This window comes from Kaistia sp. SLG-1, from assembly GCF_059699055.1.
Window position 1 is genome coordinate 4,448,333 of the sequence record NZ_AP048544.1, and the last position, 17,047, is coordinate 4,465,379.

Annotated in this window: 18 protein-coding genes and 1 tRNA gene; 7 read left to right on the plus strand and 12 right to left on the minus strand. The window is 67.0% G+C overall.

The window, feature by feature from the left end; genetic code table 11:
* Positions 1 to 63: 63 nt before the first annotated feature.
* On the minus strand, positions 64 to 651 hold the full coding sequence (locus tag AC6HZP_RS20720) for a tetratricopeptide repeat protein (RefSeq protein ID WP_497524366.1): 588 nt from the start codon (positions 649 to 651) through the stop codon (positions 64 to 66).
* 73 nt (positions 652 to 724) lie between these two features.
* The gene (ykgO, locus tag AC6HZP_RS20725; protein WP_018181353.1) at positions 725 to 850 is read right to left on the minus strand and encodes a type B 50S ribosomal protein L36; all 126 of its coding nucleotides are present in this window, start codon (positions 848 to 850) and stop codon (positions 725 to 727) included.
* Between the two features lie 220 nt (positions 851 to 1,070).
* Between ykgO and AC6HZP_RS20730 the strand changes: the two genes are divergently transcribed.
* The gene (locus AC6HZP_RS20730; protein WP_201404552.1) at positions 1,071 to 1,256 is read left to right on the plus strand and encodes a KGG domain-containing protein; all 186 of its coding nucleotides are present in this window, start codon (positions 1,071 to 1,073) and stop codon (positions 1,254 to 1,256) included.
* 105 nt (positions 1,257 to 1,361) lie between these two features.
* Here AC6HZP_RS20730 and AC6HZP_RS20735 read toward each other — a convergent pair whose 3' ends face one another.
* On the minus strand, positions 1,362 to 1,820 hold the full coding sequence (locus AC6HZP_RS20735; protein WP_201400817.1) for an Lrp/AsnC family transcriptional regulator: 459 nt from the start codon (positions 1,818 to 1,820) through the stop codon (positions 1,362 to 1,364).
* Positions 1,821 to 2,012: 192 nt separating this feature from the next.
* Here AC6HZP_RS20735 and AC6HZP_RS20740 point away from each other — a divergent pair, with 192 nt between their 5' ends.
* Positions 2,013 to 3,272, plus strand: a complete 1,260-nt coding sequence (locus AC6HZP_RS20740; protein WP_497524367.1) for a D-amino acid dehydrogenase — start codon at positions 2,013 to 2,015, stop codon at positions 3,270 to 3,272.
* A gap of 75 nt (positions 3,273 to 3,347) precedes the next feature.
* On the opposite strand, the gene AC6HZP_RS20745 is transcribed toward AC6HZP_RS20740, so the two are convergent.
* From AC6HZP_RS20745 to AC6HZP_RS20765, 5 genes are all read right to left on the minus strand, one after another.
* Entirely contained in the window at positions 3,348 to 3,596 is a 249-nt protein-coding gene (locus tag AC6HZP_RS20745) for a hypothetical protein (protein ID WP_201400819.1), read from the minus strand.
* Positions 3,597 to 4,034: 438 nt separating this feature from the next.
* Complete coding sequence (locus AC6HZP_RS20750; RefSeq protein ID WP_201400828.1) at positions 4,035 to 5,009, minus strand: ABC transporter permease; 975 nt, start codon at positions 5,007 to 5,009, stop codon at positions 4,035 to 4,037.
* Complete coding sequence (locus AC6HZP_RS20755) at positions 5,006 to 5,977, minus strand: ABC transporter permease (RefSeq protein ID WP_497524368.1); 972 nt, start codon at positions 5,975 to 5,977, stop codon at positions 5,006 to 5,008. The genes AC6HZP_RS20750 and AC6HZP_RS20755 overlap by 4 nt, the downstream gene beginning before the upstream one ends.
* The gene (locus AC6HZP_RS20760) at positions 5,974 to 7,482 is read right to left on the minus strand and encodes a sugar ABC transporter ATP-binding protein (protein WP_497524369.1); all 1,509 of its coding nucleotides are present in this window, start codon (positions 7,480 to 7,482) and stop codon (positions 5,974 to 5,976) included. The genes AC6HZP_RS20755 and AC6HZP_RS20760 overlap by 4 nt, the downstream gene beginning before the upstream one ends.
* Positions 7,483 to 7,496: 14 nt before the next feature.
* The gene (locus AC6HZP_RS20765; protein ID WP_201400831.1) at positions 7,497 to 8,549 is read right to left on the minus strand and encodes an ABC transporter substrate-binding protein; all 1,053 of its coding nucleotides are present in this window, start codon (positions 8,547 to 8,549) and stop codon (positions 7,497 to 7,499) included.
* Positions 8,550 to 8,789: 240 nt separating this feature from the next.
* Here AC6HZP_RS20765 and AC6HZP_RS20770 point away from each other — a divergent pair, with 240 nt between their 5' ends.
* The 3 genes from AC6HZP_RS20770 (at position 8,790) to AC6HZP_RS20780 (ending at position 11,682) form a co-directional block, all read left to right on the plus strand.
* Complete coding sequence (locus tag AC6HZP_RS20770; protein WP_497524370.1) at positions 8,790 to 9,590, plus strand: IclR family transcriptional regulator; 801 nt, start codon at positions 8,790 to 8,792, stop codon at positions 9,588 to 9,590.
* Positions 9,591 to 9,724: 134 nt separating this feature from the next.
* Positions 9,725 to 10,747 carry a LacI family DNA-binding transcriptional regulator gene (locus AC6HZP_RS20775; RefSeq protein ID WP_497524371.1) on the plus strand — a complete coding sequence of 341 codons (1,023 nt, stop codon included), beginning with the start codon at positions 9,725 to 9,727 and terminating at the stop codon, positions 10,745 to 10,747.
* Positions 10,748 to 10,788: 41 nt separating this feature from the next.
* Positions 10,789 to 11,682 (plus strand): sugar phosphate isomerase/epimerase family protein, encoded by an 894-nt coding sequence (locus tag AC6HZP_RS20780; protein WP_497524372.1) that lies wholly within the window; start codon positions 10,789 to 10,791, stop codon positions 11,680 to 11,682.
* A 74-nt stretch (positions 11,683 to 11,756) separates the two neighbouring features.
* On the opposite strand, the gene AC6HZP_RS20785 is transcribed toward AC6HZP_RS20780, so the two are convergent.
* The 4 genes from AC6HZP_RS20785 to cpdR all read right to left on the minus strand — a co-directional run bounded on the left by AC6HZP_RS20785 (position 11,757) and on the right by cpdR (position 14,608).
* Positions 11,757 to 11,945, minus strand: coding sequence for a hypothetical protein (locus tag AC6HZP_RS20785; RefSeq protein WP_497524373.1), 189 nt, complete (start codon positions 11,943 to 11,945; stop codon positions 11,757 to 11,759).
* Positions 11,946 to 12,013: 68 nt separating this feature from the next.
* Complete coding sequence (locus AC6HZP_RS20790) at positions 12,014 to 13,537, minus strand: ABC-F family ATP-binding cassette domain-containing protein (protein WP_497524374.1); 1,524 nt, start codon at positions 13,535 to 13,537, stop codon at positions 12,014 to 12,016.
* A gap of 529 nt (positions 13,538 to 14,066) precedes the next feature.
* Positions 14,067 to 14,141: transfer RNA gene (locus AC6HZP_RS20795), tRNA-Val, on the minus strand.
* A 104-nt stretch (positions 14,142 to 14,245) separates the two neighbouring features.
* Positions 14,246 to 14,608 (minus strand): cell cycle two-component system response regulator CpdR, encoded by a 363-nt coding sequence (gene cpdR, locus AC6HZP_RS20800; protein WP_244670002.1) that lies wholly within the window; start codon positions 14,606 to 14,608, stop codon positions 14,246 to 14,248.
* A gap of 298 nt (positions 14,609 to 14,906) precedes the next feature.
* On the opposite strand from cpdR, the gene AC6HZP_RS20805 reads away from it, so the two are divergent.
* Together AC6HZP_RS20805 and hisN are read left to right on the plus strand one after the other, a co-directional pair.
* Positions 14,907 to 15,755, plus strand: a complete 849-nt coding sequence (locus AC6HZP_RS20805; protein WP_201400837.1) for an N-formylglutamate amidohydrolase — start codon at positions 14,907 to 14,909, stop codon at positions 15,753 to 15,755.
* A 331-nt stretch (positions 15,756 to 16,086) separates the two neighbouring features.
* Positions 16,087 to 16,872: a histidinol-phosphatase gene (hisN, locus tag AC6HZP_RS20810; protein ID WP_497524375.1), complete on the plus strand. Its 786-nt coding sequence runs from the start codon at positions 16,087 to 16,089 to the stop codon at positions 16,870 to 16,872.
* Positions 16,873 to 17,047 lie beyond the last annotated feature (175 nt).

Genomic DNA, 17,047 nt, shown 5'->3' on the forward strand with positions numbered 1-17,047 from the left:
TTGGCGCTCTAGGCACGCTCCGGCGCTCTGGGGCGTTCCTGGGCGCTCTACGCCCGTATGCGGCTAGATCTGCCGGCCCTCGACCTCGGGCTCCAGCGTCTTGATCGCGTCGCGCACTTGGTCGTCGAGATAGGGATCGATGGTGAGCGCCTTGCGGAGGGCAGCGAGCGCCTCCTTCTTGCGGTCGATCTCGTTCAGGATCATGCCGAGACCCGCCAGCGCCCCGAAGTGGCGCGGCTCCAGCGCCAGCACCTTCTCGATGTCCGAGAGGGCCTTGCCGTATTCGTCCTGCAGGAAGAAGAGGGTCGCGCGCCGGTTCCAGCCCTCGGCGAAATCGGGCTTCAGCGCGATGACGGCATCAAGGAAGTCATAGGCGCGCGCATAGTCCTTGGTCGCGATCGCCTCGGCCGCCCACTGCATCAGGAGATCGATCGTATCGCTGCCGGACTTGAGCCAGCGCCGCTGGATCTCGGCCTCGGCGGTGGAGCCGGCGGTCTCGTCGCCCGGCTTGCCGAGCGTCTCGAACAATTGATCGATGCTCTGGTTGGCGAGATCCCCGCCTACGACGATATCGGGCCGGTCGCTCGTCGACGCGAGAGACGGCGAAACCAGAGCGGCCAACGCAACGAGAGAAACGACAAATGCCCGCATGGAGGCCATCATAGCCGCCAAACGGGCATCGTCAAAACCAAATCCGCAAGGCGTGCCATGGCACGCCCAGACATTAGCCCTGACGGGCCTTGTAGCGCGGATTGACCTTGTTGATGATGAAAACACGGCCCTTCCGGCGGACGAGCCGGTTGGCGCGGTGACGCCCGAGCAGGGACTTGAGCGAGTTCTTGATCTTCATGGCGCGACGCTCGCGAAAGGGTTCTGGGAACGAAACGAGCGCCCAAGGCGCCCGCTCGAAAATTCGGCCGGACCATAGGCAGCGAGGCCCTGCCTTGTCAACACGAGGGGGCCAGAATCCTGAGATTTCGGCCTGAGACACCCTGTTATGCGGCAAAGTTCGGAACGATTGGCGCGGAAGGGGGTTTTCAAGCCGGACGGGGTTCATTGGAGTGAGCGACATGCCCAACAAAGAGCACCGCGGCGGATCCGGAAACTTCGCCAACGACCCGAAACGAGCCTCTGAAATGGGCAAGAAGGGCGGCGAACAGTCCGGGCAGCGCCAGCAGGCCCAGACGACCGAAAAGACCCCACAGCAGGGTTCCCAGCAGAAGAAGGGCGACATGCCGAAGGGCGGTCAGCGCTGATCGATCCACGGATCGAGACCTATCGAACCCGTCCTTCGCGGACGGGTTCTTTTTGGCCTCATGCGGCCCGTCCGCGCGAATCGGCGGCATCGCACGCTCCCGATTCTACGCCGGCCGCCGCGTCGACAGGACGTTGCGGATGGCGAAGCTCGAATGGATGCGGGCAACGCCGGGCAGCGCCGACAGGATCTCCTTGTGCACGCGCTCGAAGCTCGCGGCGGTCTCGACCTCGACCCGCAGAAAATAATCCGAGCCCCCGGTCATCAGATAGCACTCGCGGATCTCGGGATGCTTGCGCACCGCCGCCTCGAAGCGGTTCAGATAGTCCTCGGTCTGGCGCTCCAGCGTGATCTGCACGATGACGGCGATCCCCTCCCCGGCGACGCCGCTGCTCACCAGCGCCGTATAGCCCCGGATGACGCCGGTCTGCTCCAGGATGTTGACCCGCCGCAGGCAGGCGGAGGGCGACAGGCCAACCTCCTCCGCCAGCTTGGCATTGCTCATCCGCGCGTCGAGGCGGAGCAGCCGGATGATGTTGCGGTCGATGGCATCGAGGCTGGACATGAATTTTCTTTCGGCGGCGGCGTGGAAGGTTGCGCAAGTTGCGATCGGATCGCAGGACCTTGCGCGAATAGATCAGACGTTCGCACGACGGCGCAATATGATGGAGGGATCGATGGGGCGACGCCGGGACGGTCGCCGGAAGGCCGATGATGATCGGCACCGGGCGCCGCCGGCGCGTGGGCAGGGAAAGCCATGAAAGTCACCATTCTCGGCGCGGGTGTCATCGGCGTGACGTCCGCCTATTATCTCGCCAAGGCCGGCCATCAGGTGACGGTGGTGGACCGCCAGCCCGGCCCGGCGCTGGAAACCAGCTTCGCCAATGCCGGCGAGATCTCGCCCGGTTATTCCTGGCCCTGGGCCGCCCCCGGCATCCCGCAGAAGGCGGTGAAGTGGGTGTTCATGAAATACGCCCCGCTGATCATCCAGCCGATGCTCGACGCCGATACCTGGCGCTGGGTGATCGCCATGCTCGGCAATTGCACTTCGTCCCGCTACGCCACCAACAAGAGCCGGATGGTGCGGCTCGCCGAATATTCACGCGACTGCCTGATCGCGCTGCGCGACGAAACCGGCATCCAATATGACGGTCGCGCGCAGGGCACGCTGCAGCTGTTCCGGACGCAGAAGCAGCTGGACGGCATCGGCAAGGACGTCGACGTGCTGAAAAGCGACGGCGTGCCGTTCGAAGTGCTGGACCCGGCCGGCTGCGTCGGCGCCGAGCCGGGCCTCGCGCATGTCCGCGACAAGATCGTCGGCGGCTTGCGGCTGCCGCATGACGAGACCGGCGACTGCTTCAAGTTCACCAACGAGCTGGCGCGGCGGGCCGAGGCGCTCGGCGTCGTGTTCCGCTATGGCGTCGACATTCTCGGCCTCCGCACCGAGGGCAAGCGGGTCGTCGCCGTCGAGACCTCGGCCGGCGAGCTCGCCAGCGACGTCTTCGTCGCGGCGATGGGCAGCTTCACGCCGCGCCTCCTGAAGCCGCTCGGCCTCCGCGCACCGGTCTATCCGGTCAAGGGCTATTCGATCACGGTGCCGATCGTCGACGAGACGCGCGCCCCGGTCTCGACGGTCATGGACGAGACCTACAAGATCGCCATCACCCGCCTCGGCGACCGCATCCGCGTCGGCGGCATGGCGGAGATCGCCGGCTTCAACCGCGACCTGCCGCCGTCGCGAAAAGCCACGCTGGTCTATTCGGTCGAGGATCTGTTCGGCGGCGCCGGCGACCAGTCAAAGGCGAGCTTCTGGTGCGGCCTCCGGCCGATGACGCCGGACGGCACGCCGGTGATCGGCGCGACGGGCTACGGCAATCTCTACCTGAATACGGGACACGGCACGCTCGGCTGGACCATGGCCTGCGGCTCGGGCCGGCTGCTCGCCGACCTGATTGACGGCAGGACACCGGACATCCATTCCGACGATCTCGGCCTCGCCCGCTACGACGGCCGCTGAGCGGACAGACGGGCGGGACGGCCCGCGACGCGCGCCGTCCCGCGAATTCTGACAAGTCTACTCGACGCTATCGATCTAGTAGCTCGTGCCCTTGCTAGGCGCCATGGTTCCCTTGGGCGCCATGGTTCCGCTCGACGGGGTGAGGTTGTGATGGGTGGGCGTCTCGCAGCGCCACACATGCTTGCCCTTCTCCATCACCCGCGTCGCCTGCGTGCCCGCCTTGCAGCTCAGGCCATGCGTCGAGGCCGCCGACGCCGGAGCGCCAGCCGTCAACGCGAAGAGGGCCAAGGCCGAAGCGGTTGCGAGTGCGAGTTTTGTCTTCATGATTTTCCTCCAACTCCGCCAGAGTCGTTCAGCCCATACCGGGCGGGAGGCGACACCAGCCTGAAACTGAAGTGGGGCGCCGTCGCGACATGGCAATTCCACCCGCCGGGCGGGGGTAGCGGGATCGCCGGGGATCGAGGAGGACGGGCAGGCCCGGACAGGGCGCCGCCCCCGGCGCAACCTTGAATAAGCCAGACTTTGCAGTGCGTTACGCGACGCGTCCACCGCAGCGGCAGACCCGCCGCCGCGGCCAGAAGCCCAGATGTCCGCGCGGTTAAATTTCGGACATCTTGGAGATCGGCCGGTTTCGCCAGCGGGCGAGGGTTTGGCGGCGACCGTCATCGATGGAGAGCGTGGGCAACACGCGACGGCGAACTCCCTCTCCCGCTTGCGGGAGAGGGTTGGGGTGAGGGTCTGTTGGCCCGAGCGAGGTCCGCCCTAGCGGCGCGCCGCCTCGCGGCCCGAGAGCAGCAGCAAAGCGAGGATCAGCGTGCCGAACAGGATGCTGCGCCAGCCGGGCGAGGCGTTGACGACGGTGATCAGCGCCGTGATCGTCACGAGCAGGATCGCGCCCGGGATCGAGCCGGCATAGGTGCCGAGCCCGCCGAGGATCGAGGTGCCACCCAGCACCACGGCGGCGATCGAGGCCAGCAAATACGGGTCGCCGATGCCGACATAGCCCTGGCCGTTCATGCCGAGCACGAGGATGCCGGCGAGGCCCGCCATGAAGCCGCTGATGCCGTAGACCGCCATCGTCGTCGTGGCGATCGGCACGCCGGAGAGCTTGGCCGCGAGCGGCCCGGCGCCCATGGCGAACAGCCGCGCGCCGAACGGCGTCGCATGCATCACCACCAGCACGACGACCGAGATGACCACCCAGACGAGGATGCCGGCCGGCACGCCGAAGGGCCTCGCATTGCCGACCCAGCTGACCAGCGGATTGGCGGCGGTGACGGCGCTGCCGCCGGCGATGATGATCAGCAGCCCCTGCAGGAAGGTCGCCATGGCCAGCGTCATGATCATCGGGTGGACGCGTAACAGCGCCACGCCGAGGCCGTTGACGAGGCCGATCGCGGTCGTCATGGCGAGCACGGCGAGGATCGGCGTCAGCCCGGTCGGGTCGGCGTCGATCGCGAAGAGCGGCAGGCCGACGGCGGCGACGGTGACGATCGCCGCGACCGAAAGATCGATGCCGCCGGCGATGACCACAAAAGTCTGCCCCGCCGCGACGATGCCGATGACGGCGGCGAGCTCGACCAGATAGCGCAGATGGCCATAGGCGCCGAAGCCGCGCGAGACGAAGCTCGCCACGATCCAGACCAGCGCCACGATGGCGAAGGTCAGGAACGGCCGGCTGGTGACGATGGCCCGGATGCGGGACCTGGACAGGATTCCGGCGTCGCTGATGCTCATCGGGCCCTCATGCGGAATTGGGGAATGGCGACCGCGCCGATGATGATCAGGCCCTGCGCCACATATTGTGCGACCGGCGTGAAGCCGAGGAAGAACATCACGGAGATCATCAGACTGAGCAGCAGGCTGCCGGCGAGCGCGCCGCGCATGGTGCCCTGGCCGCCGAGGAAGCCGATGCCGCCGAGAACGGCGGCGGCGATCGAATTCAGCGTGAACGACGTGCCGATGATCGGATCGCCGGAGCCGGTCTGCGCCGCGACGAACAGGCCGGCGCCGGTGCAGAGCAGGCCGCTGATCGCATAGGCCGCGATCCGGGCGGCGTCGACCGGAACGCCGGAACGATAGGCGCCGACGGGATTTTCGCCGGCGGCATAGAGGCTGAGTCCGAGCGGTGTCGCCAGATAGAGCTTCCAGAGAAGCACGATGACGACCAGCACGGCAAAGGCGGCCGGCGTATTGCCGGCGAGCAGGTTGGAGAGCCAGTCCGGCATCGCCCCGCCGGGTCGCGGCAGCACGAGCAGCGCCGCACCCGCGATGATGAACGAGCCGGCCAGCGTCACGACGATCGCCGGCAGGCGCAATTTGACGACGATCAGGCCGGTCACCGCCCCGATGCCGAGGCCGGCGAGGCCGACCAGCGCCGCGCCGCCGGCGACGCCGAGCGGACCGGTCATGGTAGTCGCGGCGATCACCGCGCCGAGGCTGACCAGCGCGCCGATGGCGAGGCTGATGCCGCCCGTCAGCATCAGGATCGCCTGCGCCATGGCGACCAGCGCCAGCGGGAACCAGCTCTGCGTAAACTTGGCGAAGCCCGCCGCCGTGAAGAGGCCCGGGAACAGCACGCCATAGGCGATCAGGAAGGCGAGGACGACGAGGAACAGGCTGCGGACGCCGATATTGCGCTTGGCCTGGACCGCCCAATAGAGCGCGTTGCCGCGTCCGGGCGCGGAGATGGAGGGGTTGCTCATGCTGCCTGCCTTTCGCGCTCGGCGCCCATGGCGGCGGCGACGATCGCCTCCTCGCTCAGGCCGCCTCGATCGAGCATGGTCACGATCCGCCCCTCGCGCACGACGGCGACGCGATCGCAGAGATGGACCAGCTCCGGCGTGTCGGAACTGAGCAGGACGACGGCCTTGCCGGAGGCCGCGAAGGCGCGCAGCATCTGATAGATCTCCCGCTTGGTTTCGACGTCGACGCCGCGCGTCGGATCGTTGAGGAGCAGGACGGACGGATCGTGCGGCATCCATTTCGCCAGCGCGACCTTCTGCTGGTTACCGCCGGAGAGCGCCTGCGCGGCGCGGCCGAGATCGCCCTTGATGGAGAACTGGACCGCGAGCCCCATCGCCGTCTCGCGCTCGGCCTTGCGGCTGCGCAGCTTCAGCGCCGGCATGCGGGCGAAGGCCGGCAGCATCAGGTTGGTGATGATGGGATGGATCAGATGCAGGCCCTCGCGCTTGCGGTCAGCCGGCACATAGGCGAGCCCGCGCGCATTGGCCTGCGGCACGTTGCCGGGCAGGCCGGACTGGCCGCCGATCGTCGCCGAGGCGACCTTGGCGGGAATGGCGCCGTAGAGCCCGAGCAACAGGTCTTCCTGGCCCTGGCCGACCAGCCCGCCGATGCCGACCACCTCACCCGCCTTGACGTCGAGATCGACGTCCTGCATCGCGCCGGCGGAGAATTTGGTGACAGCCACGGCCGTGGTGGCGGTGAGCGTGCTGTCCCAGCGCGGGAAGAGGTCGCCGGGGTCGCGCCCGACCATCAGGCGCACCAGGCCGGCCGCGTTGACGCCCTCGAGCGAGCGATCGGCCGTGCAGGTGCCGTCCTTCAGCACGGTGACGTGCTGGCAGAGCTGCATCACCTCTTCCAGCCGGTGCGAGATGTAGAGGATCGCGATGCCCTCGCCGCGCAGCTTCTCCAGCAGCGTCGTGAGAATGCGCGTCTCGGTGGCCGAGAGCGACGAGGTCGGTTCGTCGAGGATCAGCACGCGGGGCTTGCGATAGAGCGCCTTGGCGATCTCGACCATCTGGCGCCGGCCAAGCGACAGCTCGCCGACCGGCGTCGCCAGCGGCTCGTGCAGCCCGACGAGATTACAGGCCGCCTTGGCGCGGGCGGCCAGCGCGGCGTAGTCGACGAGGCCGAAGCGGCGCGGATAGGCGCCGAGGCCGATATTCTCGGCGATCGAGAGCGAGCTGGTCAGGCTCAGCTCCTGCTGCACCACGGCGATACCCGCCCGGCGCGCGTCCGGCGGGCTGTGGCGGCTGACCGCCTGCCCGTCGATCTCGATGGTTCCGCTGTCCGGACGCAGCGCGCCGGACAGCAGATTGATGAGCGTGGACTTGCCCGCGCCGTTCTCGCCGAGCAGCGCATGCACGCGCCCCGGCATCAACTCGATGGAAACCGAGCGCAGGACGGGGTTGCCGAAGAATGCCTTCGACACCCCGCGCGCGGCGAGGATGGGTGCGGGCGAAGCCACGAGGATCGTCCGGTTTACTTCTGGGCCAGAAGCTTGGCGAACAGTTCCCGGTCATACGGCGAGAAGATATAGCCGTCCGCCGGGAAGTCCTTGGCGCGGGCCAGGTACTCGTCGATGTTGGAATTGTCGATGACCGGCAGCGGGATCTTGACGAAGGCCGGCACGTCCTTGCCTTCCAGCGCCTGCACGGCGGTGTAGGCGGCGAAGGCGCCGAGCCAGTTCGGCTGCATCGTCGCCCAGCTCTTCAGGCCCTTGTCCTTCCAGAGCTCGAGGAACTGGCGGGCGTTCTCGCCGGTGATCGGAACCTGCTCGCGGCCCTGCTTGTCGAGCGCCAGCACGGCGCCAGCCGAAAGCGCGCCGCCGAAGGAGAGAATGCCGTCGATCTCGGGATTGGCGAACAAGAGGCTTGTGACGGCCTCCTGCGCCGGCGCGACGTTGTAGGCGGTGTTCGTCTCGGCCAGGACCTGGATGTCCGGATTGGCCTTGAGCAGGTCGTTGGCGCCAGCGCGGCGATCGTCGCTGACGGAGACGCCGGCCGGGCCGTTCAGGATCAGGATCTTGCCCTTGCCGCCGAGCGAATCGATCATGAACTTGGTCGCCTGCTCGCCCCACTGGTGCGAGTCGGTGTTGACCTTGGCGGTCACGTCATCGGTGTCGACGAGGCTGTCGAAATTGATGATGGCGATGCCCTTGGCGCAGGCGTCGGCCAGCACGCGGGCCGGCGCGGTCGACGAGCCGGCGATCAGGATGATGGCGTCGACATTGGCGTCGATCATCGACTGGATCTGCTGGATCTGGACGTTGGCGTCGCCCTGCGCGTCGGTGACGACGAGCTTGTCGACGAGGCCTTCCTTCTTCAGCTGCTCGACTTCGGCTTCGATCGTGCCCTGGGTCTGCTTCATCCAGGTCGGCACGGAATAGATGTTGGCCCAGCCCAGCGTGTAGGGCGCCTTGCGGTCGCCCTTGATGCAGTTGGCCGCGGCGTCGGCCTGAGAAACGCCCGCCACGCTCATGAGGAGGCCGAGTCCCAGCATGCTTGCGGATGCAAAGAGAGAAGATTTTTTCATCACGTTTCCCCTGGAAGGTTGTGCCGCGATGCGCCGAAAAAAGGACAAGCCGGCAACGCGCCGTTCACGACGACGCTCTCCCCTGCCAGGTGCCCCAAATTCTCCGCCCGGGCCCTCTTTAGTGTCCGATATACTGTACATCTTGCTTATATATCGGACACATACGAAGCTAGACCCAGTCCGAACATCTTTCAAGCGTCTTCCGGCGCGACCCTGGAAACATGAACGAGCAGGCCTGACATGACGGAAACCGCGTATCCGAGTGACACCCGACAGGAGACGGCGGCCACGGCCGGCGGCGAGCGCAAGCGCGGCATCGACAGGGTGATCATCCTGCTCGAGGCGCTGCTGCGTCATCGCGCGCCGATGCGCGTCGGCGAGATCGCGCGGCGGATCGGCGCGCCGCGCTCGACCACCTACGAGATCGTCAACCGCCTGCTCGAGGCGGACATGCTGGAGACGGTCGGCGCCGACGGCCATGTCTATTTCGGCCGCGCCATGCATCTCTTCGGCTGGGCCTACAGCCACCACAACGCGCATTATCCGCGTATCGTCGAGGCGCTCGACCGGCTGGCCGGCGACAGCGGCGAGACGGCGCAGCTCTGCGGCCTGCGCGGCAACAAATATGTCGTGCTCGACTGCCGGGATTCGACCGGCCCGTTCCGCATCTCCAGCCAGATCGGCGTCGAGGTGCCGATCCCCTGGACCGCCTCCGGCCGTCTGCTGCTCACCCACATGAGCGACGAGGCGGTGCGCGCCTTCGTGCCGGCCGAGGATTATCGCCTGCCGGACGGCCGCCTCATCCCGCAGGAGGAATTCCTCGCCGACATCGCGCTGGCGCGGCGGCAGGGCTACAGCGAGAGCGCGGCGCTGGCCGATCGCTTCACCTGGTGCCTCGCAGCCCCGATCCGCGACGCGCGCGGCGGCGTCACGCTGACGCTCTGCTTCGTCCTGCCGGTCGATACGCCGGAACCGCGCCGGATCGAATTGCTGGCGATGCTGCGCGAACGGGCGGCGAGCCTGGACCTGATAGGGGAATAGCGCCGTCATCTTGTCGCGCGGTTCCGCGCCTATCGTCTTCCGTTGCGGTCCCTGACGAGAAACGGTAAAACGATTTTTCATAAATCGTTTTTGCGACCCTCCCCATCGGGATCGCCGCAACCGAGGAGCCGGGCGTGACGGAAAAGCCGATCTCCATCCGCGACGTCGCCGAGCGGGCCGGCGTCTCGCCGGGCACGGTCTCGAACGTCCTGAACGGCAGCCGGCCGGTCAACGCCGCGCTGGCGCAGCGCGTGCGCGAGGCTGCCGAGGCGCTCGGTTACCAGGCGGATCGCGCCGCCGCGCTGCTTCGGACCGGCAAGGCGCGCATCATCGCCGTGCTGGTTCCGGATCTCGACAATCCGTTCTTCACGGCGGTGGTATCGGAGCTGGAAGCCAATCTGCGCGATCAGGGCTATGAGTTGATCGTCGCCAGTTCCCGCGGCGAGACGGAGGTCGAGCAGTCGCGCCTCGCCGCCATGCTCGCCTGGCGCCCGGCCGGACTGGTCGTCATCCCGAGCTCCGACGAATTTCCGGCGCGGGCGCTGATCGAGAAGGCGAACGTCCCCTATGTCATCGCCGACCGCATCACGCACGACCCGGCCGCCGACACCGTATCGGTCGACAACGAGAACGCCGGCGCGATCGGCATGCGCCATCTCGTCGAGAACGGTCATCGCGACATCCTGATCGCCGCCTCCATCCTGCGTCTCGCCAACATCCGGGAACGTTGCGCCGGCGCGGGAGCGGTCGCGGAAAGCCTCGGCCTGCCGCCGCCGACCATCGTCGAGACCGGCGGCGATTTCGGGCTTGCCTCCTCCCGGCTGGCCGAATGGCTTGGCAAGAACCCGGCGCCGACGGCGATCCTCGCGCTCACCAATTTCACCACGCTCGGCGCCCTCTCCGCGCTCGCCGAACGCGGGATCGCCATTCCCGGATCGATCTCGCTGGTCGGCTTCGACGACTATGCCTGGATGCGGGCGCGGGCGACGCCGCTGACCGCCATCCGCCAGCCGATCGAGGAAATCGGCCAGGCGATCTGGTCGCGGCTCAAGGCGCGCATCGACGGCGACACGTCGCCGCCGGCCCACATCCAGCTCAAATGCACGCTGCAGGCGCGGGCCTCGATCGCCCCGCCGGCGCCGCGGAAGGGAATCTAGACAGGGCCGCAAGAGCCCTGAAACCGAAGAGGGAGGAAACCATGAAGAACAAACTGGGCGTTCACGCACAGGTCTGGGTCGGCGGCTGGAGCCACGGGGAAGCCGAGCGCGCGATCGCCAGCACCGCCGACCTCGGCTACGACTATATCGAGGCCCCGGCCCTCGACCCGTCGCTGATCGACATCCCCTTCACGGTGAAGGCGCTGGAGAAGCACGGTATCGGCATCACCACGTCGCTCGGCCTCGACGACAGCTGCGACATCTCCTCCGGCGATCCCGACAAGAAGGCGCGCGGCGAGGCGCATCTGAGGAAGGTCGTCTCGACGACGCGCGACCTCGGCGGCACCCACATCACCGGCATCCTCTATTCCGGCTTCCAGAAATACTTCACGCCCGCCACGCCGGAAGGCGTCGCCGGCGCGGTCGAGGTGCTCCGCCGCATCGCGGAGGAAGCGGCGAAGAGCAACATCACCCTCGGCCTCGAAGTGGTGAACCGCTACGAGACCAACGTCATCAACACGGCCGCCCAGGGCGTCGAGCTCTGCAAGCGCGTCGGCATGCCGAACGTCAAGGTGCACCTCGACTGCTACCACATGAACATCGAGGAAGCCGACGCCGAGCGCGCCATCATCGAGACCGGCGATTATCTCGGCTATTTCCACACCGGCGAATCGCATCGCGGCTATCTCGGCACCGGATCGATCGACTTCACGCGGATCTTCCGCGGCCTGGTCAAGGCGAACTACCAGGGTCCGATCGCGTTCGAATCCTTCTCCTCCGCCGTCGCCGGCGAGCCGCTTTCCGGAATCTTGGGCATCTGGCGCAATCTCTGGACGGATTCGACCGATCTCTGCCGCCACGCCATGCAGTTCACGCAGGCGCAGATGAAGGCGGCCGAGGAAGCGCAGGCGATCCGCACCGGCGCCGACTGGTAGTCCCGACACTGGTAATACCGACATGCATCGGGCGGCCGCCGGGCCGCCCGATGCACCTCAACCCCGCCCTTCCCTCAGCCCGGGCCGATATCGATGCCCTTGGTGTCGGAATCCGGCAGCGAGCCGGTTCCCGGCGTCTTCTCGTGATCGGTCAGGTCGGGACGGGCATGCGGCCCTTCCGGCGGCATCGGCTCGACCTTCCGGTCCGTCTTCTTGTCCGACTTCGGATCCGCGTCCCTGGTGTCCCGCTTGGCGTCCGACATGGAAACCTCCATCAAGCCTCACTGACAAGTGAACGCGCCGGCGCCGGATTCGTTGCGAGATCAAGGCCCTATCCCGCGGCGACCTCCGCGAAATAGGCTTCCGGCCCCTCGACCTCTACCAGCTTCTTCTTCTCGATCCGCCAGAAGCGGTTGCCGACGGCGCGCACGAAGCTGCGGTCGTGCGACACCAGCAGGCAGCTCGCCTCGTGCCCGAGCAATTCGCTCTCCAGCGCCTCCTGCCCCTCGATGTCGAGATGGTTGGTCGGCTCGTCGAGGAGGTAGAAATTGGGATCGGTCAGACGGAGCACCAGCATGCCGAGCCGCGCCTTCTGCCCGCCGGAGAGGCGGCCGATCGGGCTCGCCTGCCAGTCGATGCCGATGCCCGCCCCCGCCAGCAGGCTGCGGCCGCGCTGGTCGCCGAGCTCGAAGCGCCGGGAGAGCGCGCCGAGCGGCGTATCGGTATCGGCGAGATCGGAGAGGCCCTGGTCGCCATAGCCGAGCACCAGGCTCGGCGTCGCCTTGACGGCGGGGTCGGCGCCTTCCGGCGCGACGATCGCCCGACGCACCCGCTCGATCAGCCGCGACTTGCCGGCGCCGTTCAGCCCGAGCAGCACGATCCGGTCACCCTGGCGGATCCAGAGCTTGCCGGTCCGAAACAGCAGCGTGCCGTCCGGCGTCGTGACAGAGGCATCGTCGAGCGTCACCAGCACCTTGGCATGGGTGCCGCGATTGGCGAGGCGGATGGCGCCGGCCGAGCGCTCCTGATGCGCGGGACGCGCCGCCTCCTCCAGTCTGTCGGCCCGCTGCCGGAGCTGCTTGGTCTTGATGACCAGCAGGTCGCTGCCGGAATTGATGCCGATATTGTTGAGCTTGGCCGCCTGGCGCCGCAATTGCTGCGCCGCCTTCATGTCCTTCTCGAAGCGGTTCGCCTCGGACGCGTCGACCTCGTCGAGCGCCGCCCGCGCCCGGCTGTAGGGGAGCTGGAAGACGCGCGAGGCCTCCGGCCGCAGGAACAGGGTTCGGTTGGTCACCGCATCGAGAAAAGCGCGGTCGTGGCTGCAGATCACCAGGGTCGTGTCGCGCGGCTGCGCGTTCAGCCAGCTTTCTAGCTGGCCGATCCGGGCGAGATCGAGGTGGTTGGTGGGCTCGTCTAGCAGGAGCACGTCGGGATCGGTGACGGAGACGCGGGCGAGCATGGCGAGGCGCTGCCAGCCGCCGCTCAAATGGCGGAGCGGCTTCCGCCGCATCGCCTCCGGCACGTCGAGCGAATCGAGCACGACATCCGCCCGCCAGCCTTCGCTCTCCAGTTGATCGGCCGGCAGCGCCTTCAGCACCGCGTCGTGGAAGGCGACGTCGGCCAGCGCTTCGGGAACATATTGTTCGACATGCCCGACGCTCAGGCCGCGGGCGCGGGTGACGTCGCCCGCCGTCGGCTCGATACCGCCGGCGATCACCCGGAGCAGCGTGGACTTGCCACGCCCGTTGGCGGCGACGATGCCGAGGCGGTCGCCCGGCTCGATGGCGAGGTTGAGGTTGGAGAAAAGCGGTGCGCCGAGGGTCACGCCAAGCGCGCGCAGATGAATCAAAGCCATGGGAATTCTCGGGTCTGTCCGGACCGCCGCCGACGCCCCCGCGCGGGGTGCGCATTCAAAGGCAAAAGAAGTCCGGTGATTGTCACGATGCCGGCGCGTGAACAGGATTCAGCGCGGCATCACCACGAAGGGCAGACCGAAAAGAGAGGCGCGTTGGCGCTCGCCGGGGTCAGCCCTGCAAAAATCCTTGCAGGGCATGAACAGGGCCGCACTGACGAATGTTGCGAAAGAACGTACGCACGCAGCCCTCCTTTGTTTGGCGCGAACAATGGCCCGACCATAGCGGCGGCGATTCAGCGTGGCAACCGGGGGTCACCAAGCCCCTTCTCCCGGACCGCGTCCCAAACTCGGCCGTTCTCCCCCGAAAGCGAAGCCGGCTCTGACGGGAGCCTGCCCGGGAGCGCTCGGTGCGTCGCGACGGGGCGCGGCAGACCGGACGCGCTTGCGCCGGGCGGTCGGCGAAATCGCGAGGCTCAATCCCGGGACCGGGAAAGAAATTCGCTAGGTATTTCAAGGGAGGTGGGAAGGATGGTGGGCGTGACAGGGATTGAACCTGTGACCCCTACGATGTCAACGTAGTGCTCTCCCGCTGAGCTACACGCCCATCCTTCTGACCGCGACCGGCGGGACCGGCGGCGTGAGCGGGTGTATAGCCGGGTGTTTCCGAAGGTTCAAGCCTCGTGTTTCCCGACCCTGTTGAAAACTTCCTCAGGCGGCGAGCAGACGCTCCACCTCGTTGACGAGATCGCGCAGGTGGAACGGCTTCGACAGCACCTTCGCATCCTTGGGCGCGTTCGAATCCGGGTTCAGCGCCACGGCGGCGAAGCCGGTGATGAACATCACCTTCAGGTCGGGATCGAGCTCGGTGGCGCGCCGCGCCAGCTCGATGCCGTCCATCTCCGGCATGACGATGTCGGTGAGGAGCAGCGTGAAGGGCTCCTCGCGGATCCGTTCATAGGCGCTGCGGCCATTGTCGAAGGAGACGACATCATAGCCGGCATTCTGCAACGCCTTGGCCAGAAAGCGGCGCATGTCGTTGTCGTCTTCGGCAAGCAGGATGCGGTTCATCAGGGAATCCATGGCTGGACGGCCGGTCTCGGTCGAGATTCGATCGGGCGCCTCGCGGCACCTTGTGATTTGGTTATCGAATTACGGCTGAACGAAGTAAATATCGGGTGAATGGGGGCGAAATTTCCCGCTCCCTGCCGCGCCGGTGGACAGCTGCACGCCATATTGGCACCATGATGCGGCGCAGGTATCCGTTCCGCGGACCGGCGCCAAGATGGCACCCCGTTGCGCGTGCCAGAGAACTGGGAGAACGACCATCGACGCCGCGCCGGACCTTGCGAATGCGCTTCCCTTCGAAGTGATGGCTCCGGCCGAGCAGCGCATTCCGTTCGTGTTCAACTCCCCCCATAGCGGCCGGGTCTATCCGGCCGATTTCCTCGAGGCGTCGAAGCTCGACGAACGGATGATCCGCCGCTCGGAGGATACGTTCGTCGACGATCTCTTCGCGTCGGTGGTGCCGCTCGGCGCGCCCCTGATGCGGGCGCATTTTCCGCGCGCCTGGCTGGATGTGAACCGCGAGCCCTACGAACTCGACCCGCGCATGTTCGACGGCGAGCTGCCGCCCTATGCCAATGTGCGCTCGCTCCGCGTCGCCGGCGGCCTCGGCACCATCGCCCGCGTCGTCTCGGAAAATGTCGAGATCTATGCCGAACCGATCCCGGTCGCGGATGCGCTGCTGCGGATCGAGACGATCTACAAGCCCTATCACGAGACGCTGCGACAGCTTCTGGCGACGACGCACCAGCGCTTCGGCTTCTGCGTGCTGGTCGACTGCCATTCGATGCCGTCCTCCGTCCGCGCGGCGCCCGGGCGGGCGCGGGCCGACATCGTGCTCGGCGACCGCTACGGCACCAGCTGCGCGCCGGCAATCTCGGAAGCGGCGCACGCGATCCTGACCGACGCCGGCTATGCGGTGGCGCGCAACAAGCCCTATGCCGGCGGCTTCATCACCGAGCACTACGGCCGGCCCGGCAACGGGCTGCACGCGCTGCAGATCGAGATCAATCGCGGGCTCTACATGAACGAGCGGACGCTGCAGCTGAATTCCGGCTTCGAGCGGCTCGCCGCCGACCTCGCCCGCTTCACGGCGGCGCTGTCGAGCGTGCCGGACGCCGCGCTCTACCCCATCGCCGCCGAGGCGGCCGAGTAGAATTCCAGGCAGAAAAAAGGGCCGCTCGTGGATACGAGGCGGCCCAAGTCTAGGGAGGAAACGCCCAAGAAGGGCAGCGGTAGATCGACGCCAATCGACGTACCGCACCGCAATAAATTGCGCTTGCAGTGCAAAAAGATCAAGACCTCTTTCCCCATCCGGCCTTTCCCCGCGACAATTCGGCAACATCCGACGAAATCGCCCCGATGCCGCCTTCAGGGCAGATAAAAATAGACTTTTAAAATCAACCTGTTAGATAGCCACCTCTGAACGGGACGGAGGCATGCACAGAATGCATGCCCCGCATGCAGAAGCCTCTGGAGCCGCCATCATGACCGATTCCGCCCTGATCGCCTTCCTCGACCAGCTGGCCGATTCTGCCGGAAAAGCGATCATGCCGCATTTTCGGGCACTCGACGCGGTGGAGAACAAGGCGGCGTCCGGCTTCGATCCGGTGACGGTGGCGGACCGGGCTTCGGAACAGGCGCTGCGGGCGCTGATCAACGAGCATTATCCGGATCACGGCATCCTGGGCGAAGAATTCGGCGACGAGAACACCGAAGCCGAGAATGTCTGGATCCTCGACCCGATCGACGGCACCCGCGCCTTCATTTCCGGCCTGCCGGTCTGGGGCACGCTGATCGGCCTCGTCTCCGGCGGCAAGCCCGCGCTCGGCATGATGGCGCAGCCCTTCACCCGCGAGCGCTACGCCGGCGACGGCAGCCGCGCCTGGTATACGGGGCCGGACGGCGACCGGGCGCTCAAGACGCGCGCCTGCGCCGAGATCGCCGACGCGGTGCTGTTCACCACCACGCCGGCGTTGTTCAAGGGCGCCGATCGCGAGGCCTATGACCGGGTCGAGAGCCAGGTCCGGCTCGTCCGCTATGGCTGCGATTGCTACGCCTATTGCATGGTCGCCGCCGGCTTCGTCGATGCCGTCATCGAGGTCGGCCTGCACCCCTACGACATCGTCGCGCTGATCCCGGTGATCGAGGGCGCCGGCGGCCGCGTCACCAACTGGGAAGGCGGCCCGGCCACCAGCGGCGGCCGCGTGGTGGCGACCGGCGACGCCCGCCTGCACGAGAAGATACTCGAGACGCTGAACCGCTCCGCCTGACGGCGACGACCGCCGCTCGCTCGCGTCTCCCTGAGTGTCTGGCTCATGAGTCACTGTGGTTGAGATAGGTGTAGGGGCGGCACAGCCATCATCCTGAGGTGCCCGGCGCAGCCGGGCCTCGAAGGAGGGTCCAGTGAATGCCGTGAATGGACACTGCGGGCCGGATCTCGCCCGA